Here is a 24276-nt window from a genome sequence, read left to right as displayed (position 1 = left end):
CGGCGCCGATGCCTAGTGCACCGGCGCCGCGTCAGTTCTGCTGACGTTGGGCTTCTCAGAATCTCGGGTGCTGACCGACCATCTTGGCCCGCGGACCCTCTTTTCCACCTTTGCCAACGCTGCCCAGCACCCAGCAGTCCAGGTGCCGAGCGGTCAGGATGGCCAGGGCGCGGTCGGTGTCCTCGGGGGCCACGATGGCGATCATGCCGACGCCCATGTTGAACGTCTTCTCCATCTCCTCGCGCGTCACCCGGCCGCGCTGGGCGATCATGGCGAACACCGGCGCGGGCGTCCAGGTGCCGCGGTCCATCTCGGCGACCAGGCCGTGCGGGATGACGCGTTGCAGATTGCCGGCCAGTCCACCGCCGGTGACATGGCAGAAAGTGCGGACGTGGGTCTCGGCGGTCAGCGCGAGGCAGTCCTTGGCGTAAATGCGGGTGGGTTCGAGCAGCTCTTCACCCAGGGTGCGACCGAACTCCTCGACGTAGCCTTCGAGGTTCATCCGGTCGATCTCGAGAAGCACCGTGCGGGCCAACGAATACCCGTTGGAGTGCAGACCGGACGAGCCCATTGCGATGATGACATCGCCGGGTTTGACCCGGTCGGGCCCCAGCACGTCGTCGGCCTCGACGACACCGATGCCGGTGGCCGAGATGTCGTAATGGTCCGGTTCCATCAGTCCGGGATGTTCTGCTGTCTCGCCGCCGAGCAGCGCGCAGCCGGCCCGCACGCAACCTTCGGCAATGCCACTGACGATGGCGCTCAACCGTTCCGGGACCGTGCGGCCCACCGCGATGTAATCCTGCAGGAACAGCGGCTCGGCGCCGCACACCACCAGGTCGTCGACCACCATCGCGACCAGGTCCAGCCCGACGGTGTCGTGCTTGTCCATCGCCTGGGCGACCGCCAGCTTGGTGCCGACGCCGTCAGTGGACGCCGCGAGCAGTGGCTCGCGGTAGTCGCCTCGTAACGCGAACAGGCCGGCGAATCCGCCCAGGCCGCCCCGAACCTCGGGTCGCGTGGCTTTTGTCGCCAGCGGCTTGAACAGTTCGACGGCGCGATCGCCGGCTTCAATGTCCACCCCGGCCGACGCGTAGGTGACGCCCTGACTGCCTGCGTGGCGTGCGGGGCTCTTTCCGGGATCCGTCATCGCGATAAAGGCTACCGGGCGGCGCCGACGGCCGGTATCAAACGTCGGCGAAGGTGCGCAACCGAGTTCCCTCAGTGCACAACCGGCACTTCGTCGGCCGCGAGATCGTCGAGGCCGGCGCCGCGGGCGGCATTGGCGAGCATCTGCTCGATGACGTTCTTGCCCAGTGCTGTTTCGCTGGGCAGCTCAATCGGATACTTGCCGTCGAAGCAGGCGGTGCACAGCCGTGAAGCGGGCTGCTCGGTGGCGGCGACCATGCCGCGCAGCGAGATGTAGCCCAGCGTGTCGGCACCGATGGCATGCCGCACCGCCTCGAGCATTTCGTCCTCGTCCTCAACGGCGTTGGCGATCAGCTCAGCCGGCGACGGGAAATCGATGCCGTAGAAGCAGGGCCACTTCACCGGCGGTGAGGCGATCCGCACGTGCACCTCGACGGCGCCGGCCTCGCGCAGCATTCGCAATAGCGCGCGCTGGGTATTTCCGCGCACGATCGAGTCGTCGACGACGATGAGCCGCTTGCCGCGGATCACCTCACGAAGCGGGTTGAGCTTCAGCCGGATGCCGAGCTGGCGGATGGTCTGCGACGGCTGGATGAATGTTCGCCCCACGTAGGCGTTCTTCATCAGGCCCTGCCCATACGGGACACCGGACTCTTGCGCGTATCCCACCGCGGCCGGTGTGCCCGATTCCGGCACGCCGATCACCAGGTCGGCCTCCACCGGTGCTTCACGCGCCAGCCGGCGGCCGATCTCCACCCGGGCGCCGTGCACGGACCGACCGCCGATGGTGCTGTCCGGTCGCGCCAGGTAGACGTACTCGAAGACACAGCCCTTGGGGGTGGGGTTGGCGAAACGCGTAGAGCGGACGCCGTCGGCGTCGATGGCCAGCAATTCGCCCGGCTCGATGTCGCGCACGAACGAGGCGCCGACGATGTCGAGCGCCGCCGTTTCGGAGGCCACCACCCAGCCGCGGTCCAGCCGTCCGAGCGAAAGTGGCCGCACCCCATGCGGATCGCGGCACGCGTACAGGGTGTTCTCGTCCATGAAGGTCAGGCAGAACGCACCGCGTACGGTCGGCAGCAGGTCCAGCGCCGCCTGCTCCAGGGTGGCGTCCGCCGCGCCGTGGGCCAGCAGCGCGCCCAGGATGTCGGAGTCCGTCGTCGCCGGCGCCGGGGCGCGTTTGGCGATCAGTCCCTCATCGCGGGCGCGGGCGGCAAGCTCGGCGGTGTTGACCAAGTTCCCGTTGTGTCCCAACGCAACCCCGGTGCCGGCCGCGGTGCTGCGGAACACCGGCTGCGCGTTCTCCCATGTCGTGTCGCCCGTGGTCGAGTAGCGGCAATGTCCGATGGCGACGTGGCCCGGCATGGCCGCCAGCGTCTGCTCATCGAACACCTGGCTGACCAGGCCCAGGTCCTTGAAGACCAGCACCTGGGATCCATCGGCGACGGCGATGCCCGCGGCTTCCTGGCCGCGATGCTGCAGCGCGTACAAGCCGTAGTAGGTGAGTTTGGCGACGTCCTCGCCCGGGGCCCAGACCCCGAATACACCGCATTCTTCGCGGGGCGCGTTGAAGTCCGCTTCGGGTTCTTGGACGGTCACGATTAGGCAGCTCCCCGGGGAACGGTTGGTGACCTCACGGAGTCTACGGGTACGGGAGCCAGGCCGACGAACCTGCCGGGCGTGTTGAGCGGCGAATTACCGGTGTTGACACCTAAACCTGCAGTTCAGCCTTACATTCAGCCCACATCGAACAGGGGCAGGCAGTGTCCAATCTCACCGGCGCGCGAACCGGAAAGTCGCAGCGCACCGGTGCGTTGCGCCTCGGCGAACGACGATTTTCCGGTGGCCAGCAGCAGCCAGGTCCGCGGGTCGGTTTCCACCACGTTCGGCGGTGTGCCCCGGGTGTGCGCGGGTCCGGCGATGCACTGCACCGCGACGAACGGCGGAATCCGCAGCTCTACGCTTCGCCCCGGCGCCATCGCGGCCAGGGTGCGGGCGGTGAGCCGCACGGCCGTCGCCAATTCGTCGCGGCCGGGCGCCGGGCCGGATTCGTCATCCAACCACCGCGCAAGGGCCAACACGGCCTGCCGCGTCCTGGCCGGATCGGCCTTTTCGCGCGCCGCCATAACCCTAGGGTCTCAAACCCCGTTCCTGGTCATGGACACCGGCGCGAGCATGGCTCCCGACAACCGCGTCGAACTCGGTTCACCCTTCACGGTCGATTTCGTGTGGGCTGGCGGCGCCTCAGCGGCCCGGCGACCTCGCGGCCAACACGGCGATGGCGCCGGCCTCGTTGATGGCCAGGTGCGCCAGCATGGGTGCGACCAGGCTTCCGGAGCGGTCGGCCAGCCAACCGAATAGCCAGCCGGCGATTCCGGTGACCAGCACGGTGGCCGCCACGGGCTCGCCGGTCGCACGCGCATCGGGGATGTGCGAGAGCCCAAATGCGGTGGCTTGCAGCAAGATTCCACCATGTCTACCGAACGCCGCGGAGCCGGCGGCGCCCAGCGCCGCGCGAAAGGCGGACTCCTCGGACCAGACGGTGCCCACCGGTATCCGCAGCAGCAGCCAATCCCGCGCCGTGGCGGGCGGGTCTCGGACGGCCATTGATTGGCGCACCGGCGGCAGCAGGGTTGTCGCGGCGACCCCGGTCGCGGCCGAGATGGCGGCCGCTGACCCGAATCGCAGCCCGGCCCACAGCCGGGGCGGGCCCAGACCCAGCGGCGCCCGCGTGATCAATACCAGCGCGCCGCCCACGCCGGCCTGCAGCGCCACCCGCCACCCGGCAGGCAGGCGCGGCCCGACGAAGCTCCAGCCGACCAGAGTGCCGGCCAACGACAGTGCACCAACGCGACGGAAACCCCTGGAGGACATCAGGATTCGTCGTGGGCGCTCATCCGAAGAGCCGCGGCAGCACCGCCTCGGAGGTTTCGCGCAGTTCGGCGAGGGAAACCGTGAATAGTCCCTGGACCTCCACCTCGTCGGAGGCCTGGTCGACGACGCCGATGCGCACCACCGGCAGTCCCCGCGCCTCGCACATCGAACGGAACCGGCTCTCCTCGGTGCGCGGCACCGCCACCAGCACGCGGCCCGTCGATTCGGAGAACAGCGCCACGAACGGATCGACATCCTCGGGAAGCACGATGCGGCAACCGGTTTCACCCGCCAAGGCGGCTTCGATGACGGCCTGTGCGAGGCCGCCTTCGGACAGGTCGTGCGCCGCGGACACCAGCCCGTCACGCGACGCCGAGCGCAGCACCTCGGCCAGCAGCTTCTCGCGGTCCAGGTCGACCTGCGGCGGCACTCCGCCCAGATGATCGGCGGTCACCTGCGCCCACACCGATCCGTCGAACTCGTCGCGCGTATCGCCCAGCAGCATCAGGGTTTCGCCCGGCTCGGTGCCCAAGCCGGTGGGGATGCGGCGGGCGACATCATCGATGACGCCGAGCACCCCGACCACCGGGGTGGGCAGGATCGCCGCAGACCCGGTTTGGTTGTAGAAGCTGACATTGCCGCCGGTCACCGGAATCCCCAGGGCCGCACAGCCTTCGGCCAGGCCCCGGACCGCCTGCGCGAATTGCCACATCACGCCGGGGTCTTCGGGTGAGCCGAAGTTCAGGCAGTTGGTCACCGCGACCGGGGTGGCGCCGGTGACGGCGACGTTGCGGTAGGCCTCGGCCAGGGCGAGCTGGGCGCCGGCAAAGGGATCCAGCTTGGTGTAGCGGCCCGACGCATCGGTCGACAAGGCGATGCCGCGGCCGGTGGCCTCGTCGACGCGCAGCACACCACCGTCGGCGTGCTCGGCCAGCACGGTGTTGCCCCGCACGTACCGGTCGTACTGCTCGGTGATGAAGGCGCGGCTGCACAGGTGCGGGCTACCCAGCAGGGCAAGCAAAGTCGCGCGCAGTTCGGCGCCGGTGGCGGGCCGCGGCAGCGGCGTCGAGGTGTCGGCGTTGAGGGCGTCCTGGGTGTCGGGGCGAGCGACCGGACGCTGGTACACCGGACCCTCGTGGGCGAGGGTGCGCGGCGGCACGTCGACGACGGTCTGGCCCTGCCAGGTGATCTGCAACCGGTCGCCGTCGGTGACCTCGCCGATCACGGTGGCCAGCACGTCCCACTTGCGGCACACCGCCAGGAAGGCGTCGACGTTGTCGGGGGTGACGACCGCGCACATCCGCTCCTGGGATTCGCTGCACAGGATCTCCGCGGGGGTCATCTGGGTGGTGCGCAGCGGGACCGTCTCGAGCTGGATGGCCATCCCGCCGTCGCCGGCTGAGGCCAATTCCGAAGTGGCACACGACAATCCGGCGCCGCCCAAGTCCTGTATGCCGACCACCAGGTGTCCGGCGTACAGCTCGAGGCAGCACTCGATGAGCACCTTCTCCATGAACGGGTCGCCGACCTGAACCGAGGGCAGCTTCTTGCGGGAGTTCTCGGCCCCCCCATCAGCACTGAAGGTGTCCGACGCCAGCACCGACACCCCGCCGATGCCGTCCAGGCCGGTGCGGGCGCCGAACAGGATGATCTTGTTGCCGGCACCGGAGGCGAACGCCAGATGCAGATCCTCCTGGCGCAGGACGCCGACGCACATGGCGTTCACCAACGGGTTGCCGGCGTAGCACGCATCGAAGACGGTCTCGCCACCGATGTTGGGCAGGCCCAACGAGTTGCCGTAGCCGCCGATGCCGCGGACCACGCCGTCGACCACGCGACGAGTGTCGGGTGCGTCGGCGGCGCCGAACCGAAGCTGGTCCATCACCGCCACCGGTCGCGCGCCCATCGCCATGATGTCGCGCACGATGCCGCCGACACCCGTGGCCGCGCCCTGGTAGGGCTCGACGTAGGAGGGGTGGTTGTGCGATTCCACCTTGAAGGTGACCGCCCAGCCGTCGCCGATGTCGACGACGCCGGCGTTCTCGCCGATGCCGGCCAGCATGCCGGCGCGCATCTGTTGGGTGGTGGTCTCGCCGAAGTAGCGCAGGTGCACCTTGGACGACTTGTAGGAGCAGTGCTCGCTCCACATCACCGAGTACATCGCCAGTTCGGTGTCGGTGGGCCGGCGGCCCAGGATCTCGCGAATGCGCTGGTATTCGTCGTCTTTGAGGCCCAGCTCGCCGAACGGCTGCGGCTCGTCGGGGGTGGTGGCGGCGTGCTCGACGGTGTCGATCGCGTGGGTGCGCGCACTCGTCCCGGAGACAGTCACGGGACACAGTCTAGGGTGGCGGCGCGCGGGGCGTCGGATGCCGACCGCCGCGCTGCGTCAGCCGGCGATCTCGGCCAGCGCGGCCGCCGTGTCCAGGTCGGCGTAGGCGAACGAATACCGTTGGGCCAGCGCCAGAGCGATGTCGGGGCGCTGCCACAGCTCGCCGGCGCTGGCGGTGCACAGCCACAGGGTCAGCCCGTGCGCCACCGAGGCGCGATACCGCAACCAGACCTCGTCGGCGCTCGGCAGCTCCGCCTTCGGCAGGCCGAGGGCGCCGCGATACTCCTCGAGCAGATCGCGCTCGCTGCGGCGGCGATCCTCGACGGTCAGGGCGCCCTGCAGGAAGTAGCCCAGGTCGAGTGACCAGTTGCCGCGGCGGGCCACCTGCCAGTCCAGGAATCCCACCTCGTCGCTGGGCAGCAGGTAGGTGTTGCCGATGTGCGGATCGCCGTGCAGCAAGGTCTGCGGCGACGCGGTCAGCGTTCTGATGTAGGGCTTCCAGATCGATTCGATCAGCGTGTCGATGGTCAGCGAGGTCACCTGCGCGGGAGCGTCCGCACCGAGGTTCTCGAGCGCGGCCGGCAGCGGCGCCATCTCCATGCCGTCCCAGGGCAAAAACGGCTCGAGCCATCCCAACGCGGGCTCGGCCAGCACCCGTTCACCCCAGTACCGTCCGTGCATCCGGGCCAGGCCCCGCACGCCGGTGGCGGCCTGCGCGACGGTCAGCGGCCTGGTGGCGTCGCGCGGGTCGGCACCGCGGGTGGTGAGGTCTTCCATCACCAGGACGAAGTCGTAGGCGGCCTCGTCGATCAGTGCGGTGTAGACGTGGGGGTGCTCGAGGGGCAGATCGACCCCGCAGGTGAACAGCCGCGGTTCGTGGAACATGCCGCTGGTCATCCGGATCAGTTCTTTGTGGTCGGGATCGGCGGCCTTGACGAATACCGACGCCGGTCCGCTGCCGTTGCGATACGTCACTCCCAGGCGGGCGCGCCGGTTGGTGCCGTCGTCGCGAACCTCGACGGTGACGGTGTCCACCTCGACGCCGGGATGGTCGGCGGCCAGCGCCGCCGACATCCACTTGGGCGTGATGTCATCCCAGGTCGTGGGGACCGACAACGAGAGGGCATCCATGGCTGAACTCCTTCGGCGTGCGCCGCAATTAGGGAAACGACACGTATCGTTTCCTACACTGTCCCCGTGAAGGTAACCCGAGCGCCCGCCCACATGCCAGTACCGAATCGGTTCGCCGACGCATCCGGCGCCCCCAGGCCCACCTAGGCTCGGCTTCGTGCCAGACGAGCGGGCCGGCCGGCCCCGGGACACCCGGCTGCATCACGCGATTCTGGATGCCACCCGCGGGCTACTGACCGCCGGCGGCTACGCCGAGTTGTCGATGGAAAGCATCGCGGCGCGCGCCGGCGTGGGGAAGAAGACCCTCTACCGGCGCTGGCCATCGAAGGCGCCGCTGGTCGCCGAAGCCGTCCTGGAGGCCTACGGCGGATCCGGATCGTTTCCCGTCGCCGAGACCGGAGATCTGCGGGCCGACCTCCAGGCATGGCTGCGCGAGCACGCCGACTTCCTGGCCGAGCCGGCGAACGCCGCGTTGGTGCGCGCGCTCATCGCCGCGGCGGCGGCGCGCCCGGCCGACGGCAACGATCTCTACCAGCAGCTCAGCGCGCCCCAGCTGGCCGGATTGAAGACGCGACTTCGCCGGGCCGTCCAGGACGAGGAACTGAACGCCGATGCCGACCTCGACGCGATCGCCCAGGCGCTGATCGGCACCATGCTGTTTCGCGCGTTAACCCACCGGGGCGCCGGTGATTTCGTCGCGGAAGGATCGCCGCAATTTGACGGTCTGCTCGACGCGATCCTTCACGGCGTGGCCAAGCCCAAGACCGATTGAGCGTCAGGCCGGCGACAAGAACGCGTGCATCGCGGCCGAGTAGGCGGCCACATCGTGCGCGCCCATCAACTCGCGTGCGGAGTGCATCGCCAGCTGCGCGGCGCCGACGTCGACGGTGGGTATGCCCGTGCGCGCGGAGGTCAACGGTCCGATCGTCGATCCGCAGGGCAGGTCGGCCCGATGCTCGTAGCGTTGCAGCGGAACCCCTGCCTGCTGACAGGCCAGCGCGAAAGCCGCGGCGGTGCGCCCGTCGGTGGCGTAGCGCAGATTCGGGTGCACCTTGAGCACCGGCCCCGCGTTGACCGCGATCGGATGGCTGGGCTCGTGCCGCTCCGGGTAATTGGGGTGGGTGGCGTGCGCCATATCCGCTGAGGCCAGCAACGACGCCGGCAGCCGGCGCAGGTAGTCCTCCCGGTTGCCGCCGGCGGCCAGGACAATTCGCTCCAGGACGGTGCCCAACAAGTCGGACTGGGCGCCGTGATCCGAGGACGAACCGACCTCCTCGTGATCGAAGAGCACCAACACCGGCAGATAGCCCGAGCCCTGCTCCACAGCCAGCAACGCTTCCAGGCCCGCGTAGCAGCTGGCCTGGTTGTCCAGCCGGGCCGCACTCAGCAGGCCGGCAGTTCCGTTGTCCACGACGCCGATCACGGTGGACGGAGTCAGGTCATGGGTCATCAGATCGACGGCCAGCACGTCGGTGGGCGCCACTGCGGCGCGCTCGGCGACGTAATCGACGAAGGACCGCGCCGTCTGGCCGACGCCCCACACCGCGTTGACGTGTCGCTGCGGGTCCAGCGTCAGCGACTTGCGGTCCTCGGCCAGGTGGATGGCCAGCTGGGGCACCCGAAGGATCGGCTCGTCGATCCGGATCAGCCGGTGTGCGATCCCGGTGCTTTGATCCTTCGCCCGCACCGACAGGCGGCCGCTGATTCCCAAATCCCGGTCCAGCCACGAGTTGAGCCACGCGCCCCCATAGGGCTCCAGCGCCACCACCCGCCAACCGGCGACCACCCGGTCGGGATGCTGCTTGACCCTGAGGTTGGGGCTGTCGGTGTGGGCGCCGACGAGCCGGAACGGGCCGTCGGCTCCTTGGGAATTCCAGGCGACCAGCGAGCCCGCCCGGACCGTGAAGTAGCGGCCCGGCTCGGACGGCCAGCGTTCGGTCTCGCTCAGTTCGATGTACCCGGCGGCGATCAGGCGAGCGGCCACCGTGGCGCAGACGTGGAACGGCGAAGGCGACGCGTCGATGAACTCGCAGAGCCCCTGCGCGCTCGCTGAGGACTTCGTCTGGTTTCCAGCCCCGCCGGACATGGTGAACATCATGGCTGTCCGCCGCCGCGGCCTTCACGCTAGGGTCGATGGCGCGCTCCTTACTCGCGCCGCTTCCGGCGCTCGCCGTCGCCACGCAGGGGTCGATCGCGCGCTCCTTACTCGCGCCGCTTCCGGCGCTCGCCGTCGCCACGCTAGGGTCACCAGAGTGCCCCCCGTCCAGCCGCAACCCGTCCTCGCGCCGCTGACGCCCGCGGCGATCTTCCTCGTGGTGACCATCGACGATGGCGGCGAGGCGACGGTGCACGACGCGCTGCAGGACGTTTCCGGGCTGGTGCGCGCGATCGGCTTCCGCGAGCCGCAGAAACGGTTGTCGGCGATCGCCTCCGTCGGCTCGGATGCCTGGGACCGTTTGTTTTCCGGGCCGCGCCCCGCCGAACTGCATCGGTTCGTCGAGCTGGAGGGCCCGCGGCACCGTGCTCCCGCCACACCCGGGGATCTGTTGTTCCACGTCCGGGCCGAGAGTTTGGATGTCTGTTTCGAACTGGCCGACCGGATCCTGAAATCGATGGCCGGTGCGGTCACCGTGGTCGACGAGGTGCACGGGTTCCGGTATTTCGACAACCGCGACTTGCTCGGATTCGTCGACGGCACCGAGAACCCGGACGGCCCCCTGGCCGTCAGCGCCACCGCGATCGGCGACGAGGACCCCGACTTCGCCGGGTCGTGCTATGTACACGTGCAGAAGTACCTGCACGACATGTCGTCGTGGAACGCGATATCCGTCACCGCGCAGGAGCGGGTGATCGGCCGCACCAAGCTGGAAGACATCGAGCTCGATGACGACGTCAAGCCGGATGATTCCCACATCGCCCTCAACGTCATCACCGACGACGACGGCACCGAACTGAAAATTGTGCGGCACAACATGCCGTTCGGCGAGCTCGGCAAGGGCGAATACGGCACGTACTTCATCGGCTATTCGCGCACACCGCAAGTCACCGAACAGATGCTGCGCAACATGTTTTTCGGCGACCCGCCGGGCAACACCGACCGCATCCTCGACTTCTCCACCGCAATTACTGGCGGACTGTTCTTCTCCCCGACCGTCGACTTTCTCGATGATCCCCCGCCCCTGCCAGCAGCGCCGGTGGCGGAAACGTCTGTTGCACAGGACGGCTCACTTTCGATCGGCAGCCTGAAAGGAACCACTTCATGAACAACCTCTACCGCGAGCTGGCACCGGTCACCGACGCCGCTTGGGAAGAAATCGAATTGGAGGCGACCCGGACATTCAAGCGCCACATCGCCGGGCGTCGGGTTGTCGACGTCAGCGAGCCCGGCGGTCCTGTCGCCGCCGCGGTGAGCACCGGCCGGCTCGCCGACGTCGCGTCGCCCACCGAGGGTGTGGAGGCCCATCTACGGGACAGTAAACCCCTTGTGCGGCTGCGGGTTCCGTTCACCCTGTCGCGGTACGAGATCGACAACGTCGAGCGGGGCGCCAACGACTCCGACTGGGACCCGGTCAAGGTGGCCGCGAAGAAGCTGGCGTTCGTGGAAGACCGGGCCATCTTCGAGGGCTACGCCGCCGCGTCGATCGAGGGCATCCGATCTGCCAGCTCGAACAAGTCGCTGACCCTGCCGGCAGATCCCAGCGAGATTCCTGACGTCATCACCCAGGCGATCTCCGAGCTTCGGCTGGCCGGTGTCGACGGGCCCTACTCGGTGCTGTTGTCCGCCGACGTCTATACGAAGGTCAGCGAGACCACACAACACGGATATCCGATCCTCGAACACATCGACCGGTTGGTACCCGGAGACATCATCTGGGCGCCGGCGATCGACGGTGCCTTCGTGCTGACCACCCGCGGCGGCGACTTCGATCTGCAGCTGGGGACCGACGTGACGATCGGGTACACCAGCCATGATGCCGACACCGTGCAGCTGTATCTGCAGGAGACGCTGACATTCCTGTGCTACACCGCGGAGGCATCCGTCCCGCTGAGCCCGTAGGACTAGACGCCGTAACGTCCAGACCGTCGCTAAAGGTCCAGCACCACATCGGTTTCGGGAGCCGCCGAACAGATCAGCACCGACTCGCCCGCCGGCGGGTCCAGCGGCTGCTGAAGGTAAGTGGTCGTCCCGGCGACGACCCCGGTGACGCACAGGTGACAGACGCCGCTTCGGCAGGAGAAGCGGGTCGGCACATCGCAGGCTTCGGCGAGATCGAGGATGCTGCGGTAGCCGGGCGACCAGTTGACGGTTAACCCGCTGCGCGCGAAGGTGATCGATGGCCCGGTCCCCGGCAGCCCGCCGGGCGGATGGGGCGGATTGTGCGTCCCCGTGTCGACGACGCCGGGGTTGATCGCGGGTAGCGCCCCGAACAGTTCGGTGTGGACCAACGCGGGGTCGAACCCGATGTCGACCAGGTATCCGCGGATGTCCGTCATGAATTGTGTTGGCCCGCAGAGGTAGACGACGGCGTCGGTCGGCAGCCCCAACGCCGCAAAGGAGTCTCGGTTCAGACGGCCCTGTGTTTCGGTGTAGAAAACCTGCTGATGCGAGTGGGGCAGCGATTTGACGAGGGTTGTGACTTCGGCTGCAAATACCTGGGTTTCGTGATTTCGAGCGGTGTGCACCCACCAGATGTCACGCCCGCTGCCGCCCGCCGAGAGCGCGTGCAGCATCGCCAGCACCGGTGTAACCCCGATCCCGGCCGAACAGAACACGACGGGACGTCGGTCCTCGGTGAGATAGAAGTCACCGCGCGGGGCGGCCGCGCTTATCACCATCCCCGGCTGGATGTGGGTGTGCAGCCAGCGGCTCACCAATCCGTGATCCTCCCGCTTCACACTGATGCGGTAGTGGCCGGCCGACGAATCATCCGACAGGGAGTAGCTGCGCAGCGGCGCCGGATCGCCGGCGCCGGCAATCTTCACCGTGAGGTATTGACCGGGAAGCGCCGGCGGCAGCGGATCCCCGTCGTCGGCCTGCAGTCGAATCGACAGCACTTGTGGGCTCTCCCGGCAGATCTCGGTGACCCGTAGGCTTCGAAATCCCTTCCATCCGGGCTCGACTCCGCTGGGGGGTGCGGTTGCGGGTCCGCCGTCGTGCACGGCCAGCATGTCGTGAAAAGACTGCTGCCAGCCCGGGCTCAGCGCCGGAATGTCGATGGCCTCGCGCAGGCGTTCGACGTTGCGGTCCGGCAGGTAGAGCAACGCGTCGACCTCGGCGACACTGAGCTGGTGACGGCCCCGGCGGGTCCGCACGATGCCGTCCCCGGCCCGCACCCGGCCTTCGGTGATGACCCTGAAATAGAACCCCGGACGGCGCTGGGAAACAAGCAGATTGGGCATGTCGGGCGTGTCGAGGCGAAGGCCGACCCGAAAGCACGTGACTCGTGGCTGAGTGACCTCGAACTCGGCGCTCCCGATGCGATAGCGGTCACCGATGTACACGTCGTCGTCGGCAAGCCCGGTGACAGTGAAGTTTTCGCCGAAGTGCCCCGGCCGCAGGTCGGTGCGGCCTAGGTACGTCTTCCAGAAGTCGTAGGACTCGCTCTGGTACACCATCACGGCGCGTTGTTCCCCGCCATGGCCGGCGAGGTCGCCCTGCCCGTCGCCGTCGACGTTGAGTCGACGCACCATGACCGGTCCCTCGACCGGGGTCTTCCAGACGCCGGTGTAGACGGTTTTGTCGCGCCACTGGACGTTCTTGGGCATGCCCACGTTTACCGAAACAAGCCTGCCGGCCATGTCACCTCGAACCAGCTCGCCATGGGACCAGTCGTCCAACTGGGATGGTTGGCCCAGAATATGGCAGCCCGACCCGCACGGCAACACGTCGGATGCACGGGCTGTTGCAGAACGTCGGTTTGGTGCATACTGGGTCACACAACCCAAAAGGTTCATCGGGCGAATCGGGTCAACGTTTGCCGGACGCCGCCGTGGCGCTCGCGTGTGAATCGCGTTGGCTCAGGAGGAATGTCATGCCGGCTGTTCATCATCGATACGCCACGGTCGAGGGCCATCGACTCTTTTACCGGAAAGCCGGCGACCCGGACGCTCCTGCGGTGCTCCTGTTGCACGGCTTTCCCACCAGTTCCTACATGTTTCGCGATCTGGTACCGGCCCTGGCGGACCGTTACCACGTCATCGCGCCGGACCATCTCGGATTCGGGCTGTCCGACGCTCCACCGGTCGAGGAGTTCGACTACACCTTCGACGCGCTGACGGACCTCACGGCGGCCCTGCTGCAAACCCTGGGTGTCGACAAGTACGCCATGTACGTCCACGACTACGGTGCGCCCATCGGTTGGCGGCTGGCACTGCGCGACCCCTCGGCGATCACCGCGATCATCACCCAGAACGGCAACGGCTATGACGCGGGATTTGTCGAGCGCTTCTGGAAGGTCGTACAGGCTTACCAGCGTGAGCCCACCGCCGATACCGAGGCCCCGGTGCGCCAGTTCCTCACCCTGGACGCCACCCGGTGGCAGTACGTGACCGGTGTCGGCGACGAGACCCTGGTCAATCCTGAATCCTGGTGTCACGACTACGCGCTGCTCTCCCGTCCCGGCAATGACCTGGTGCAGCTCAAGCTGTTTCGTGATTACGCCACCAACGCCCCCCTATACCCGCGCTTGCATGAATACTTCCGGGCCAGCCGGGTGCCATTGCTGGCGGTCTGGGGCCGCGGCGACGAAATTTTCGGACCGGCCGGAGCCGAAGCTTTCGCCGACGACCTGCCCGACGCCGAGATCCATCTGCTCGACGGCGGGCACTTTCTGTTGGAGTCCGCGCTCGACGACGTCATTCCATTGATCCGGAACTTTCTTGCCACGCAGCCCGCGGCGTGATGTCCGGCCGCGGGGTGCGCGGCACCCAACCGTGACGATCCCGTCGTATGGGCTGGAGATCCCATAAATGGCTGCGCTCACGGGTTAGCCTGTCGCGATGGCCCATCCCGATGTTCGTGACGAACAACGGTTGACCGCCAAGGGGCGCGCCACCCGAGATCGAATCGTGCAGGCGGCCGCTCAGGTGATAGTCACCGAAGGCCTCTCCGCGTCCAACATGGAGAACGTGCGCCGCGCCGCATCGGTCAGCGGCTCGCAGCTCGCCCACTATTTCGCCAACAAGGGCGCGCTGATTCGGGCGGTGATCCGACGCCAAATCGACGTGGTCGTGGACTTTCACCGGCATCCCACGCTTCGGAGTCTGAGCTCGTTTGACGATTTCGAGCGCTGGATCGACTTGAACATGCGCTATCTGCGACGCATCGGATACTTCGGCACGCCGACTTATCACGCGCTCGCCGGCCAGCTCGCAAAGTCGGACCGCGCTACGCGCGACGCCTTGTCGGCCGGCTACGCGCAGTGGATCGGCCTGTTGGAGGAGGCCATCCAGCGCATGAAAGATGACGGGTTGCTGGTTTCGGACGCCGACCCACGGCAGCTGGCGTTGGTGATCATCACCGCGCATCAAGGAGGTGGCATCTTGACGTTCACCTATCAAGAGGAATGGCCGCACGCCGATGCGATTCGCTTCGCGGTGAACTACTTACGCATGTTCGCTACCGACGCCGCCGAACGGGCACCCCGTCCACCGCGCCGGTCGCGGAGCCGCCGCCCCGGGCGGAAAGCCGGCTGACCCGTCCGTATCGAAGGCGCAACGTGACTGAACCTCCCTCTTCGCTGTTCACCCGCAAGGGCATGGCGACGCGCGCGCGCATCATCGACGTTGCCGCCCGGCTCATGTTCGAGCGTGGAGTCGCCAACACCAGCATCGACCAGGTGCGGCGCACCGCCAAAGTCGGCGGATCCCAGATCTCGCACTACTTCCACGACAAGCGCGACCTGACCCGCCACGTCGTGCAGGCCCGCCGAAACGGCGTGCGGGACTTCCATACTCAACCGAAGTTCCACGCCCTCGACAGCCTTGACGCGCTGCAGGCGTGGGCCGATGCCTGCGTATCCGACATCGATCCCGTGTACCGGGTCGGAGGCTGCGTCTACGGGTCCTTGGCCGGCGAGCTGATCGAGGCCGATGACGAGATCCACGAGGACCTGGCTGCGGGATACGACCAATGGATCGAGTTGTTCCGCACTGGTCTCGAGGCGATGCGGGACCGTGGTGACCTGCGCCCGGAGGCCGATCCGCGGCATCTGGCCGTTTCGCTCGTTGCCGCGCATCAGGGCGGCGCCCTGCTCACGTACGCCACCGGGGATCCGCAGCCGCTGCGGGCCGCCGTCAATGCCGCCGTCGACTATGTGCGCTCGTTCGGGGTTTTGACTCCGTCCCGCAGGGGTGGGCCCCGTTCGTCTCGGCGCCCGGGCAAACCCCGACAACCGCCTTCCCCTGGACATGGCGGGGGCGTTCGAACATAATAATGGGTCAGTTGGCCCATTATTATGCGACGGCCACCCGGCGTCTTCGCGCTGCCAACGATGTCGAAAGAGGCAGTCCATGTCCGTCACGGATTCACCTCAGCTGCCGACCGCGCCGGCTGTCGTACGTGAGCAGCCCGGTGGGGAAACCATGCGGGCGATCATCCTGAAGGGCTTCGGCGGGCTCGACAGCCTCATTTACCAGGACATTCCCAAGCCGCTGCCGAAAGACGGCGAAGTCGTCATCGCGGTAAAGGGTTTCGGGATCAACCACGCCGAGATGCACATGCGTCGAGGTGAATGGGCCGAAGCCGCGGAAGTGAGCGGCATCGAATGCGTCGGCATCGTCGACTCATGCCCGGGCGGTGAGTTCCCGGTCGGCGCCAAGGTGGCCGCGCTCATGGGTGGCCTGGGTCGAACCATCAACGGCAGCTATGCGCAATACACGCGCGTGCGCGCGGCAAACGTCGCCCTCATCGAGTCCGAGCTGCCGTGGGCCGCGTTGGCGGCATTGCCGGAAACCTACGCCGTGGCCTGGACATGCCTCTTCCGCAATCTGGACCTCAAAGCCGGGCAGACGCTGGTGGTGCGCGGCGCCACCTCATCCCTTGGCCAGGCCGCACTCAAGATGGCGGTCGCGGCCGGCGCACGAGTCATCGCGACTGCGCGCAGCACCGGGCGCTTTCTGATGCTCGAGCAACTCGGGGCTTCGCGTGTCGAGCTGGAGCGGCGCGACCTGGCAGCCCATCTCCCCGAGACCAGCCGGATTGACGCCGTCCTCGATCTCGTCGGCAACAGCACCATCCTCGACTCCCTGGACATGCTGCGCCGCGGCGGCACGGCCTGTCTGGCCGGGTGGCTGGGCGGACTGGAGCCCCTTGGGGATTTCAACCCCCTGCTGCGCATGGCGTCCGGTGTGAACTGGAACTTCTTCGGCAGCTTTGTGTTCGGCGCGCCGAGCTTCCCACTGTCCGACGTACCTCTGCGGGACATCGCCGGGCAGGTCGCCGACGGCACGCTGGACGCGAAACCATCTCGTGTCTTTTCTTTCGACGAGATTCATGAAGCACACCGGGTGATGGAGGCCGGAGAAGCCGGCGGCAAGATGGTCGTCGTGATGGAGTGATGCACAACCTTGAAACACCGCTCTGCGCAAGGAATTCGGAAATGGAAGGTGTCCATATGGGACTCGCATGGCAACAAGGCCCGCTGGCGACCGGGTCAATCGGGCACTTCCTGACCGAACAGCCGATGCCGTCGCGGCTGCTCTACGCTGAGCCGTTGCGCCGCCGGATGCGGGTGCGCTTCGCGGACCGATGGATCGCCGACAGCGAGGACGTGATCCTCTTGCATGAACCGGGCCGCTACCCGGTGGCCTATTTCCCTGCGGGTGATATCGAAACGGGGACGTTGACCGCCGAGGATCGGGTGACCCAACACCGCGACCTCGGCGACACACAGTGGTTCACGGTCAGCACATCAGATCGCGAGGCCGGCCACAGCGCCTGGGAACACACCGCGCTGCCCGCGCATGCGACGGTCCTGGGGGGCCGGGTGGCGTTTGCCTGGCGCGCCATGGATGCCTTCTATGAAGAAGAGGAACGGATCGTCGGACACGCGGCGGACGCCTACCACCGCATCGATATCCGGGCCACGACAAGGCATCTCGTCGTCCGAGACGGTGATCGTGTGATCGCCGAGACGCAGCGCCCCCTGGCTCTGTATGAATCCGGCTTCGCGCCCAGATGGTACGTACCGCGCGACGACATCGACGCATCTGCCCTCAAACCGGTTGACATCCAGACGTTTTGTCCATACAAGGGCATCTGCTCGTACTACGATGTCGGCGGCCACCAGCATGCGGCGTGGTCTTACGTCGATCCCTGGACCGAAGTCTCACGCGTCCGCAACCTGGTGTCGTTCGAACCGGACAAAATCGATGTGCGCCTCGACGGCAAGCAACTTCGGCTGGAACCCGGCCAAACCGTCATCCCACACGGTGTCGACCGCGGGCTGGACACCGATGAGGTGCTAGGGAAGAAACCGGCAAGGGACACGCCATGAGGATGTCCATCGAAGTCGTCATCCTGCCCGTCGCCGATCCCGATCGGTCACTACGGTTCTACCGCGACCAGCTTGGCTTCACCCTCGATGTCGATTACGCGCCCACACCCGCGTTCCGGGTTGTCCAGCTGACGCCCGGGGGATCGGACGCCTCAATCCAATTCGGCGTCGGGTTGACCGATGCGCCCTTCGGCTCAGTGCGGGGTCTCTACCTTGTGGTCTCGGATATCGAGGCCTGCCGCGCAGTGTTGACCGGCCGCGGCGTAACCGTCGGCGAGATCCGCCACAAGGACACCGACGGCGGCTGGAGTGGCGGGTTCCTCCCGGGTACCGATCCCGAGCGCAGTGACTACGCGAGCTTCGCCGATTTCCGCGATCCCGACGGGAATGCGTGGGTGTTGCAGGAACGAAACCACCAGCGGGGTTGAGGAGACGTCGTGACCGCGCCGAAAACGAGTCCAGACCGGGTGGGCGCCTTCTCAGACGGAGTGTTCGCGGTCCTCATCACGATCCTCGTCCTAGAGCTCAAGCCACCGCAGTCCTACACCTTCCACGCTTTGTTGCCGGAATGGCCCACCGGACTGAGCTATGTGGTCAGCTACGTGTTCATCGCGATCGTTTGGGTGAATCACCACCACTTGTTCGGCTATGCAGAAGTGGCGACGCCACGATTGGTGTGGTCGAACTTTGCTCACTTGTTCTCGGTATCGCTGATTCCTATCACCACGGAGTGGATCGCCGACAGCAGGCTGGCCGCCGCACCGGTGGTTCTGTATGCCTCGGTGTTCGTGCTTGTCAACATCACCTACTTGGCGCTGTGCCAGGAAGTGGTCGATCGGCCCGCCCATGACGACCTCACCCAGCGGATGCGCCGACTCTTGCGTATGAGGTCGTTCATCACGATCGGCGTGTTCGCGGCGGCGGCAGTCGTCGCCCTGTGGTGGCCGATCGTCGGAATGGTATTGATCTGCCTGTGCCTGGCGGGGTATTTGCGGCCGGACGTCCCCAACTCCAGAAAGATCGAAACCTAGCATGCCGACACCCGCTGTCCTCGTTTTCGACGTCAACGAGACGCTGATCGATATCGAGTCCCTCGCCCCGCTTTTCGATGGACTCTTCGATGACGAACGCGTGCTGCGCGAGTGGTTCCGGCAGCTCATTCAGTACTCGATGACGATCACCCTGGCCGACAAGTACGTGCCGTTCCCCGTGCTTGCCCGGGGAACCCTGCGCATGCTCGGTGACGTCCACCACGTGCACGTCACCGATGACCACCTCGACCGCCTGACGACCGGTCTACTCACCATGCCGGCACACCCCGATGCCGCTGAGGGCCTTGCCTCCCTGCGCGACAACGGTTTTCGGCTGGTTAGTCTGACGAATTCGCCGCCGAATCCGGATGGCCCGACGGCGCTGCAGAATTCAGGGCTGGCCGGCTTTTTCGAACGCCAACTGAGCGTCGATGCCCGCCGCGCCTTCAAACCGTCGCCCGTCGTATATCGGTACGTGTGCGAGGAACTCCACGTGACTCCCGATGAGTGCATGATGGTCGCCGCTCACGTGTGGGACACTCTCGGCGCGCAGAGCGTCGGGTTCAGCGGGGCGCTGATCACCCGGCGCGGCAACGCGCCGCTACCGGTGAGCGGCCTGCCGCAGCCGAATATCGTCGCCGGTGACCTCCGTGAGCTGGCCGAGCACCTGACCCAAGCCGAAGGGATCGCCAACAGTGGCAACAGCTAGCGACCGAGACTTCGACGTCATCGTGCTCGGCGCCGGGCCGATCGGGCAAAACGCCGCCGAACGCGCCCGCGCCGCGGGCCTGCACGTCGCCATCGTCGAGCGCGAGCTCGTCGGGGGCGAGTGCTCCTACTGGGCGTGCGTGCCCAGTAAAGCGTTGCTGCGTCCCGTCATTGCCCTAGCCGATGCGCGACGCGTCGACGGTGCTCGGGAAGCGGTCACCGGCTCCATCAGCGCCGAGGGCGTCTTCGGCCGCCGCAACCGCTATGTCACCGACTGGGATGACAGCGGCCAGGCCGACTGGGTGAGCGGAATCGGTGCGACGTTGATACGCGGTCACGGAAGGTTGGATGGTCCCCACCGAGTGGTCATCACCACCGGCGACGACGAGCGTGTCGCGCTGACCGCGCGGCATGCCGTGGTCGTATGCACCGGAAGCCGTCCGGCGCTGCCCGATCTACCCGGAATGGCCGAGGCCAAGCCGTGGACCAACCGGCGAGCTACCGACAGCAGCGAGGTCCCGGAGCGGCTGGCCGTCGTGGGCGCCGGCGGTGTGGGCGTCGAAATGGTCACGGCCTGGCAGGGATTGGGATCCCAAGTGACCCTCCTGTCCCGCGGCTCGGGGCTGTTGCCCCGCATGGAGCCCTTCGTGGGCGAGCTGATCGGCCGTGGGCTCGTTGACGCCGGCGTCGATGTGCGGGTGGGTGTTTCGGTCCGCACGCTGCGGCGTCCGGACGACACCGGCGTGGTCCTCGAACTGGACGATGGCAGCGAGTTGACGGTGAATGAGGTGCTGTTCGCCACCGGTCGGGCGCCGCTGACCGACGATATCGGCTTGGAGACAGTGGGATTGGAACCCGGCAGCTGGCTCGAGGTGGACGACACCTGCCTGGTGCGCGGCGCCGTCGAGGACGGCTGGCTCTACGCCGCCGGCGACGTCAACCACCGCGCCCTGCTCACGCACCAGGGCAAGTATCAGGGCCGGATCGCCGGTGCGGCCATCGGAGCACGTGCAGCCGGGAACCCGTTGGACACTGAGCCCTGGGGTGCACACGCGACCACCGCCGACCACTGCGCGGTGCCGCAAGCCTTCTTCACCGATCCCGAGGCCGCCGCGGTCGGACTGACAGCTCGGCAAGCCGAGGACGCCGGATACCGAGTCCGGGCCGTCGATATCGAGATCAGGGACGTGGTGATGGGAGCGAAGCTCTACGCCGACGGTTATACCGGCCGCGCCCGAATGGTCGTCGACCAAGAGAGCGGGCGCCTGCTCGGCGTCACGATGGTCGGCCCCGGCGTGACCGAGCTGCTGCACTCGGCCACCATCGCCGTCGCCGGCCAAGTGACCGTCGACCGCTTGTGGCACGCCGTGCCGTGCTTCCCGACCATCAGCGAGCTGTGGCTGAGACTGCTCGAAGCGTATCGCGATGGCTCGGACCATAATTGACCCATGGCCACCTCCGACGGATTCCATCCCGACTTCGACGACACGGCACCACCGGCCGCCCGCAACCGGGTGCGCCACATCAAGGCGTCGGAGATCAGCCCGGACACCGCACAGTCGGAGGGCCTGCGGCGCTTCGCCGCGCTATCCGGCCGGTCGGTCGGTGCAGAAAAGCTCTGGATGGGCGAGACCCACGCGTCGCCGAAATCCGCGTCGGACAACCATCACCACGGTGACTCGGAGACCGCGATCTATGTCCGAAGCGGCAACCCGGAGTTCGTGTTTCATGACGGCACCCAAGAGGTCCGCATCGCAACGAAACCCGGCGACTACGTTTTCATCCCGCCGTATCTGCCGCACCGGGAAGAAAACCCCGACTCCGACACCACGGCCGAGGTCGTGATCGCACGCAGCACCCAGGAAGCGATCGTGATCAATCTTCCCGCGCTGTATCCGCTGGACGGGCCTCAAGAGACGCCCTAGCTGACGCTCACTCAGCGAATTCTCAACAGATTCTTGGGCGCCACATCGCTCGGCTCCAAGCATCCGCAAAGTCATTGGCGTCAATATAAGTCTTATGACGAACGAGCCGATGTGCGCGAACCTGGTCGAACGTTACTTGCGCACCCGCGGGCGGCGCTATTTCCGCGGCCACCACGATGGCGAATACTTCTTCGTCACCGGCGCTCCGCGGCGGCTGCATGTTCATTTCGAAGTCTCTCCCGCGCACGAGGACGTGTTGATCATCCGGGTCACTCCCGGCTGCTACTTCCCGGCCACCGACCGCCCGTGGCTGACGTACTTCGCCGACAAGTGGAATCGCCAGGACCGCCACGTCACCGCGATCGTGCACGGCTCGTCCGATCCACAGCGCATCGGCGTGGTGGCCCGCAAGTCGCAATGGATCCGAAGCGGAGTCTCCTTCGCCGATTTCGCGTCCTTCGTCGACTTGGCGATCGCGGATGCCACCGAGCTGTTCGAGGAGCTGGACCCCGCCGTAGACGTGGCAGACGCGCCGCCCACGGACCGGCCGTTGCTGCGTCACGCCGGCTGAGGCTCTAAATACCGCTCGTGTCGCCTGGGGCGTCGGGGCGCGGCTCACCCAGCTTGGCCCGGATGGCGCCCCACGGCTCGGCGTAGCGTCCGGGCGTATCCCGGTAGGCCGCCGCACGGCTTTTGAGAAATCGCCGCGCCAGCGGCGAGATCAACCGCATCGGGTAGCGCCGCCACCCCGCGGTGGCGCGCATCTCGTCGAGCATGTCCGGCCACGAGTGGTGCTGGAATCGCAGGACCTGTTGGGCGCGAGTGGTATCCATCCAGTCGGTGACGAACCAATTTGCGTCGCTGTCGGGATCACCCGGGCGTCCCCCGGGCAAGACGTCGACGAGACCCCGGGCGGCGGCCAGCGCCTTGCCGACCTCGCCCTGCCGAATCCGGTGCGACTCATCGCCGGCGATCAGCAGGGTCTCACCGGCGACGTCGGCCGTGGTCGCCGCGGCGAACGCGCGGGCGACATCGCGCACATCGACGGTGTGGATGCGGCCGTCGGTCGGCAGAGCGCTTTCGAAGAACAGTGCATCAACGCTGAACGGCATGGCGTCCGGTTCGACGCTTATCACGCCGCCCAGCCGCAAGATCACCCACTCGAGGTCCGAGGATCGGATGCGCTGTTCCGCCTCGGCTTTGTGCGCGCCGTAGAGATCAGCCGGGTTCATCGGGGAATCGGCGCGCAACAGCTCGGCGCTGCGGTGCGGGTTGCGCGCTCCGTACACGGCATTGCTCGACGCCTGAACGAACCGTACCGGGTGCGGCCGGGCCTGCGCGGCGCGCAGCAGCGTGAGGGTCGCATCGACGTTGACGCGGCGCCCGAGGGCGCGGCTGCGGTAGATCATCGGCGGGATCACCGCGGCCAGGTGGACGATGGCCGTGGGCGAGGTTGCTGCGAGCAGGCGGTCAACGTCGCCCGGCTCGGTCAGATCGGCCCAGTGCGCCTCGACACCGGCCGGCAGCGTCCTCGCGGCTTTGCGCTGGGTGGGTGTGCCCAGATCCGTCGCGACCACCCGGTGGCCGTCGGCGACCAACCGGCGCACGGTTTGTGAGCCGACGAGCCCGAAACCCCCCGTGACAAGAACCTTCTCGGACATGATCCCCCGCTTTGCGTTTGCCCTCAGCAAACGAATATGGCATTCTCTTAAACGGAGAGTAACATATGTCACCCATGGCCTGAGGTTTGAGACCGGCGTCACAACGGCAACCAATAGCAAATGGCACGATCACGACAGCGGGGAGCCATGAAGGGCAGCGGCGCGGACGCGGTGGACAATCCCGAGACCGCCAAATGGGATCCGGCCTTCACCGAGCAGGTCGCTCACGCGCTCGGGCCGGCCGTCAAACGGTACTACCGGGCCGAGGTGCGAAACATCGACAACGTCCCATCGTCCGGCGGGGCGCTGGTGGTCTCCAACCACTCCGGCGGCATGCTGACACCGGACGTGTTGATCTTTTCCCCGGCCTTCTACGAAAAGTTCGGCTACGACCGCCCCGTCTACACGTTGGCCCACTACGGGCTGTTCATGGGGCCGTTGGACGGCTGGCTGCGCCGCCTCGGGGTGATCGAGGCCAGCCGCGAAAACGCCGCCGCCGCCCTGCATTCCGGCGCGGTGGTGCTGGTGTTTCCCGGCGGCGACTACGACTCGTACCGGCCGACCTTCAGCGCCAACACCATCGACTTCAACGGCCGCACCGGCTACGTGCGGACCGCGATCGAAGCCGGCGTGCCGATCGTGCCGACCGTGTCGATCGGCGCCCAGGAGACCCAGCTGTTCTTGACCCGGGGCAACTGGCTGGCGCGCAAGCTGGGGCTAACCAAGGCCCGGATGGACATCCTGCCGATCAGCGTCGGGTTCCCGTTCGGGCTGAGCGTGATCTTCCCGCCCAACCTGCCCCTGCCGGCAAAGATCGTGACCGAGGTGCTGGAGCCGATCGACGTCACCGCCCGCTTCGGCGACGATCCCGACATCGACGAGGTCGACGCCCACGTCCGCGCCGTCATGGAGGCCGCGCTCCAGCGGTTGGCCGGGCAGCGCCGGTTTCCGATCCTGGGCTGAGGATGCCGC

General features: G+C 67.1%; 24 protein-coding genes. 15 read left to right on the top strand and 9 right to left on the bottom strand.

What is annotated here, in order from left to right:
* Positions 1–55 precede the first annotated feature (55 nt).
* From purM to A5775_RS14600, 6 genes are all read right to left on the bottom strand, one after another.
* Entirely contained in the window at positions 56–1150 is a 1095-nt protein-coding gene (gene purM, locus A5775_RS14625) for a phosphoribosylformylglycinamidine cyclo-ligase (RefSeq protein WP_067253343.1), read from the bottom strand.
* A 71-nt stretch (positions 1151–1221) separates the two neighbouring features.
* Complete coding sequence (gene purF / locus A5775_RS14620) at positions 1222–2748, bottom strand: amidophosphoribosyltransferase (protein WP_067253342.1); 1527 nt, start codon at positions 2746–2748, stop codon at positions 1222–1224.
* Between the two features lie 137 nt (positions 2749–2885).
* Positions 2886–3275 (bottom strand): sterol carrier family protein, encoded by a 390-nt coding sequence (locus tag A5775_RS14615; RefSeq protein WP_067253341.1) that lies wholly within the window; start codon positions 3273–3275, stop codon positions 2886–2888.
* 118 nt (positions 3276–3393) lie between these two features.
* Positions 3394–4023, bottom strand: coding sequence for a CPBP family intramembrane glutamic endopeptidase (locus A5775_RS14610; RefSeq protein WP_067253336.1), 630 nt, complete (start codon positions 4021–4023; stop codon positions 3394–3396).
* A 19-nt stretch (positions 4024–4042) separates the two neighbouring features.
* Complete coding sequence (gene purL / locus A5775_RS14605) at positions 4043–6352, bottom strand: phosphoribosylformylglycinamidine synthase subunit PurL (RefSeq protein WP_067253335.1); 2310 nt, start codon at positions 6350–6352, stop codon at positions 4043–4045.
* A 57-nt stretch (positions 6353–6409) separates the two neighbouring features.
* Entirely contained in the window at positions 6410–7483 is a 1074-nt protein-coding gene (locus tag A5775_RS14600; RefSeq protein WP_067253334.1) for a phosphotransferase, read from the bottom strand.
* A gap of 157 nt (positions 7484–7640) precedes the next feature.
* Here A5775_RS14600 and A5775_RS14595 point away from each other — a divergent pair, with 157 nt between their 5' ends.
* Positions 7641–8255 carry a TetR/AcrR family transcriptional regulator gene (locus A5775_RS14595; protein WP_067253332.1) on the top strand — a complete coding sequence of 205 codons (615 nt, stop codon included), beginning with the start codon at positions 7641–7643 and terminating at the stop codon, positions 8253–8255.
* Between the two features lie 3 nt (positions 8256–8258).
* On the opposite strand, the gene A5775_RS14590 is transcribed toward A5775_RS14595, so the two are convergent.
* Positions 8259–9578 (bottom strand): M18 family aminopeptidase, encoded by a 1320-nt coding sequence (locus A5775_RS14590; protein WP_067253797.1) that lies wholly within the window; start codon positions 9576–9578, stop codon positions 8259–8261.
* A 157-nt stretch (positions 9579–9735) separates the two neighbouring features.
* Here A5775_RS14590 and A5775_RS14585 point away from each other — a divergent pair, with 157 nt between their 5' ends.
* Together A5775_RS14585 and A5775_RS14580 are read left to right on the top strand one after the other, a co-directional pair.
* Complete coding sequence (locus A5775_RS14585) at positions 9736–10746, top strand: Dyp-type peroxidase (protein WP_067253330.1); 1011 nt, start codon at positions 9736–9738, stop codon at positions 10744–10746.
* Complete coding sequence (locus A5775_RS14580) at positions 10743–11540, top strand: family 1 encapsulin nanocompartment shell protein (RefSeq protein ID WP_067253328.1); 798 nt, start codon at positions 10743–10745, stop codon at positions 11538–11540. Before A5775_RS14585 ends, A5775_RS14580 begins: the two co-directional genes overlap by 4 nt.
* Positions 11541–11569: 29 nt before the next feature.
* Here the strand turns inward: A5775_RS14580 and A5775_RS14575 are convergent, their stop codons facing one another.
* Positions 11570–13282: an MOSC domain-containing protein gene (locus A5775_RS14575; protein WP_067253327.1), complete on the bottom strand. Its 1713-nt coding sequence runs from the start codon at positions 13280–13282 to the stop codon at positions 11570–11572.
* A gap of 233 nt (positions 13283–13515) precedes the next feature.
* Between A5775_RS14575 and A5775_RS14570 the strand changes: the two genes are divergently transcribed.
* The 11 genes from A5775_RS14570 (at position 13516) to A5775_RS14520 (ending at position 22214) form a co-directional block, all read left to right on the top strand.
* Complete coding sequence (locus A5775_RS14570) at positions 13516–14385, top strand: alpha/beta fold hydrolase (RefSeq protein WP_067253326.1); 870 nt, start codon at positions 13516–13518, stop codon at positions 14383–14385.
* A gap of 97 nt (positions 14386–14482) precedes the next feature.
* Complete coding sequence (locus tag A5775_RS14565) at positions 14483–15178, top strand: TetR/AcrR family transcriptional regulator (RefSeq protein ID WP_067253325.1); 696 nt, start codon at positions 14483–14485, stop codon at positions 15176–15178.
* Positions 15179–15201: 23 nt separating this feature from the next.
* Positions 15202–15915 (top strand): TetR/AcrR family transcriptional regulator, encoded by a 714-nt coding sequence (locus A5775_RS14560; protein ID WP_231995187.1) that lies wholly within the window; start codon positions 15202–15204, stop codon positions 15913–15915.
* A 79-nt stretch (positions 15916–15994) separates the two neighbouring features.
* Positions 15995–17041, top strand: a complete 1047-nt coding sequence (locus tag A5775_RS14555) for a zinc-binding dehydrogenase (protein WP_067253322.1) — start codon at positions 15995–15997, stop codon at positions 17039–17041.
* A 56-nt stretch (positions 17042–17097) separates the two neighbouring features.
* On the top strand, positions 17098–17979 hold the full coding sequence (locus tag A5775_RS14550) for a DUF427 domain-containing protein (protein WP_067253321.1): 882 nt from the start codon (positions 17098–17100) through the stop codon (positions 17977–17979).
* Positions 17980–17981: 2 nt separating this feature from the next.
* Positions 17982–18407, top strand: coding sequence for a VOC family protein (locus A5775_RS14545; protein ID WP_067253317.1), 426 nt, complete (start codon positions 17982–17984; stop codon positions 18405–18407).
* 39 nt (positions 18408–18446) lie between these two features.
* Positions 18447–19010 carry a TMEM175 family protein gene (locus A5775_RS14540; protein ID WP_082953020.1) on the top strand — a complete coding sequence of 188 codons (564 nt, stop codon included), beginning with the start codon at positions 18447–18449 and terminating at the stop codon, positions 19008–19010.
* Between the two features lies 1 nt (position 19011).
* A complete protein-coding gene (locus A5775_RS14535; RefSeq protein ID WP_067253315.1) occupies positions 19012–19719 on the top strand; it encodes a haloacid dehalogenase type II in 708 nt (235 codons plus the stop codon).
* Entirely contained in the window at positions 19706–21163 is a 1458-nt protein-coding gene (locus A5775_RS14530; protein ID WP_067253314.1) for an NAD(P)/FAD-dependent oxidoreductase, read from the top strand. Before A5775_RS14535 ends, A5775_RS14530 begins: the two co-directional genes overlap by 14 nt.
* 3 nt (positions 21164–21166) lie before the next feature.
* Positions 21167–21643, top strand: coding sequence for a cupin domain-containing protein (locus A5775_RS14525; RefSeq protein WP_067253312.1), 477 nt, complete (start codon positions 21167–21169; stop codon positions 21641–21643).
* Between the two features lie 94 nt (positions 21644–21737).
* Complete coding sequence (locus tag A5775_RS14520) at positions 21738–22214, top strand: YbjN domain-containing protein (protein WP_067253309.1); 477 nt, start codon at positions 21738–21740, stop codon at positions 22212–22214.
* 4 nt (positions 22215–22218) lie between these two features.
* Here A5775_RS14520 and A5775_RS14515 read toward each other — a convergent pair whose 3' ends face one another.
* A complete protein-coding gene (locus tag A5775_RS14515) occupies positions 22219–23304 on the bottom strand; it encodes an NAD(P)-dependent oxidoreductase (protein ID WP_067253307.1) in 1086 nt (361 codons plus the stop codon).
* A 147-nt stretch (positions 23305–23451) separates the two neighbouring features.
* Between A5775_RS14515 and A5775_RS14510 the strand changes: the two genes are divergently transcribed.
* A complete protein-coding gene (locus A5775_RS14510) occupies positions 23452–24267 on the top strand; it encodes a lysophospholipid acyltransferase family protein (RefSeq protein ID WP_082953019.1) in 816 nt (271 codons plus the stop codon).
* Positions 24268–24276: the final 9 nt, after the last annotated feature.

The organism is Mycobacterium sp. 852002-10029_SCH5224772 (assembly GCF_001667315.1).
In the GTDB taxonomy this organism is placed as follows: domain Bacteria; phylum Actinomycetota; class Actinomycetes; order Mycobacteriales; family Mycobacteriaceae; genus Mycobacterium.
The sequence above is the reverse complement of the archived record's forward strand: the minus strand, read 5'-3'. Positions and strand labels throughout refer to the sequence as shown.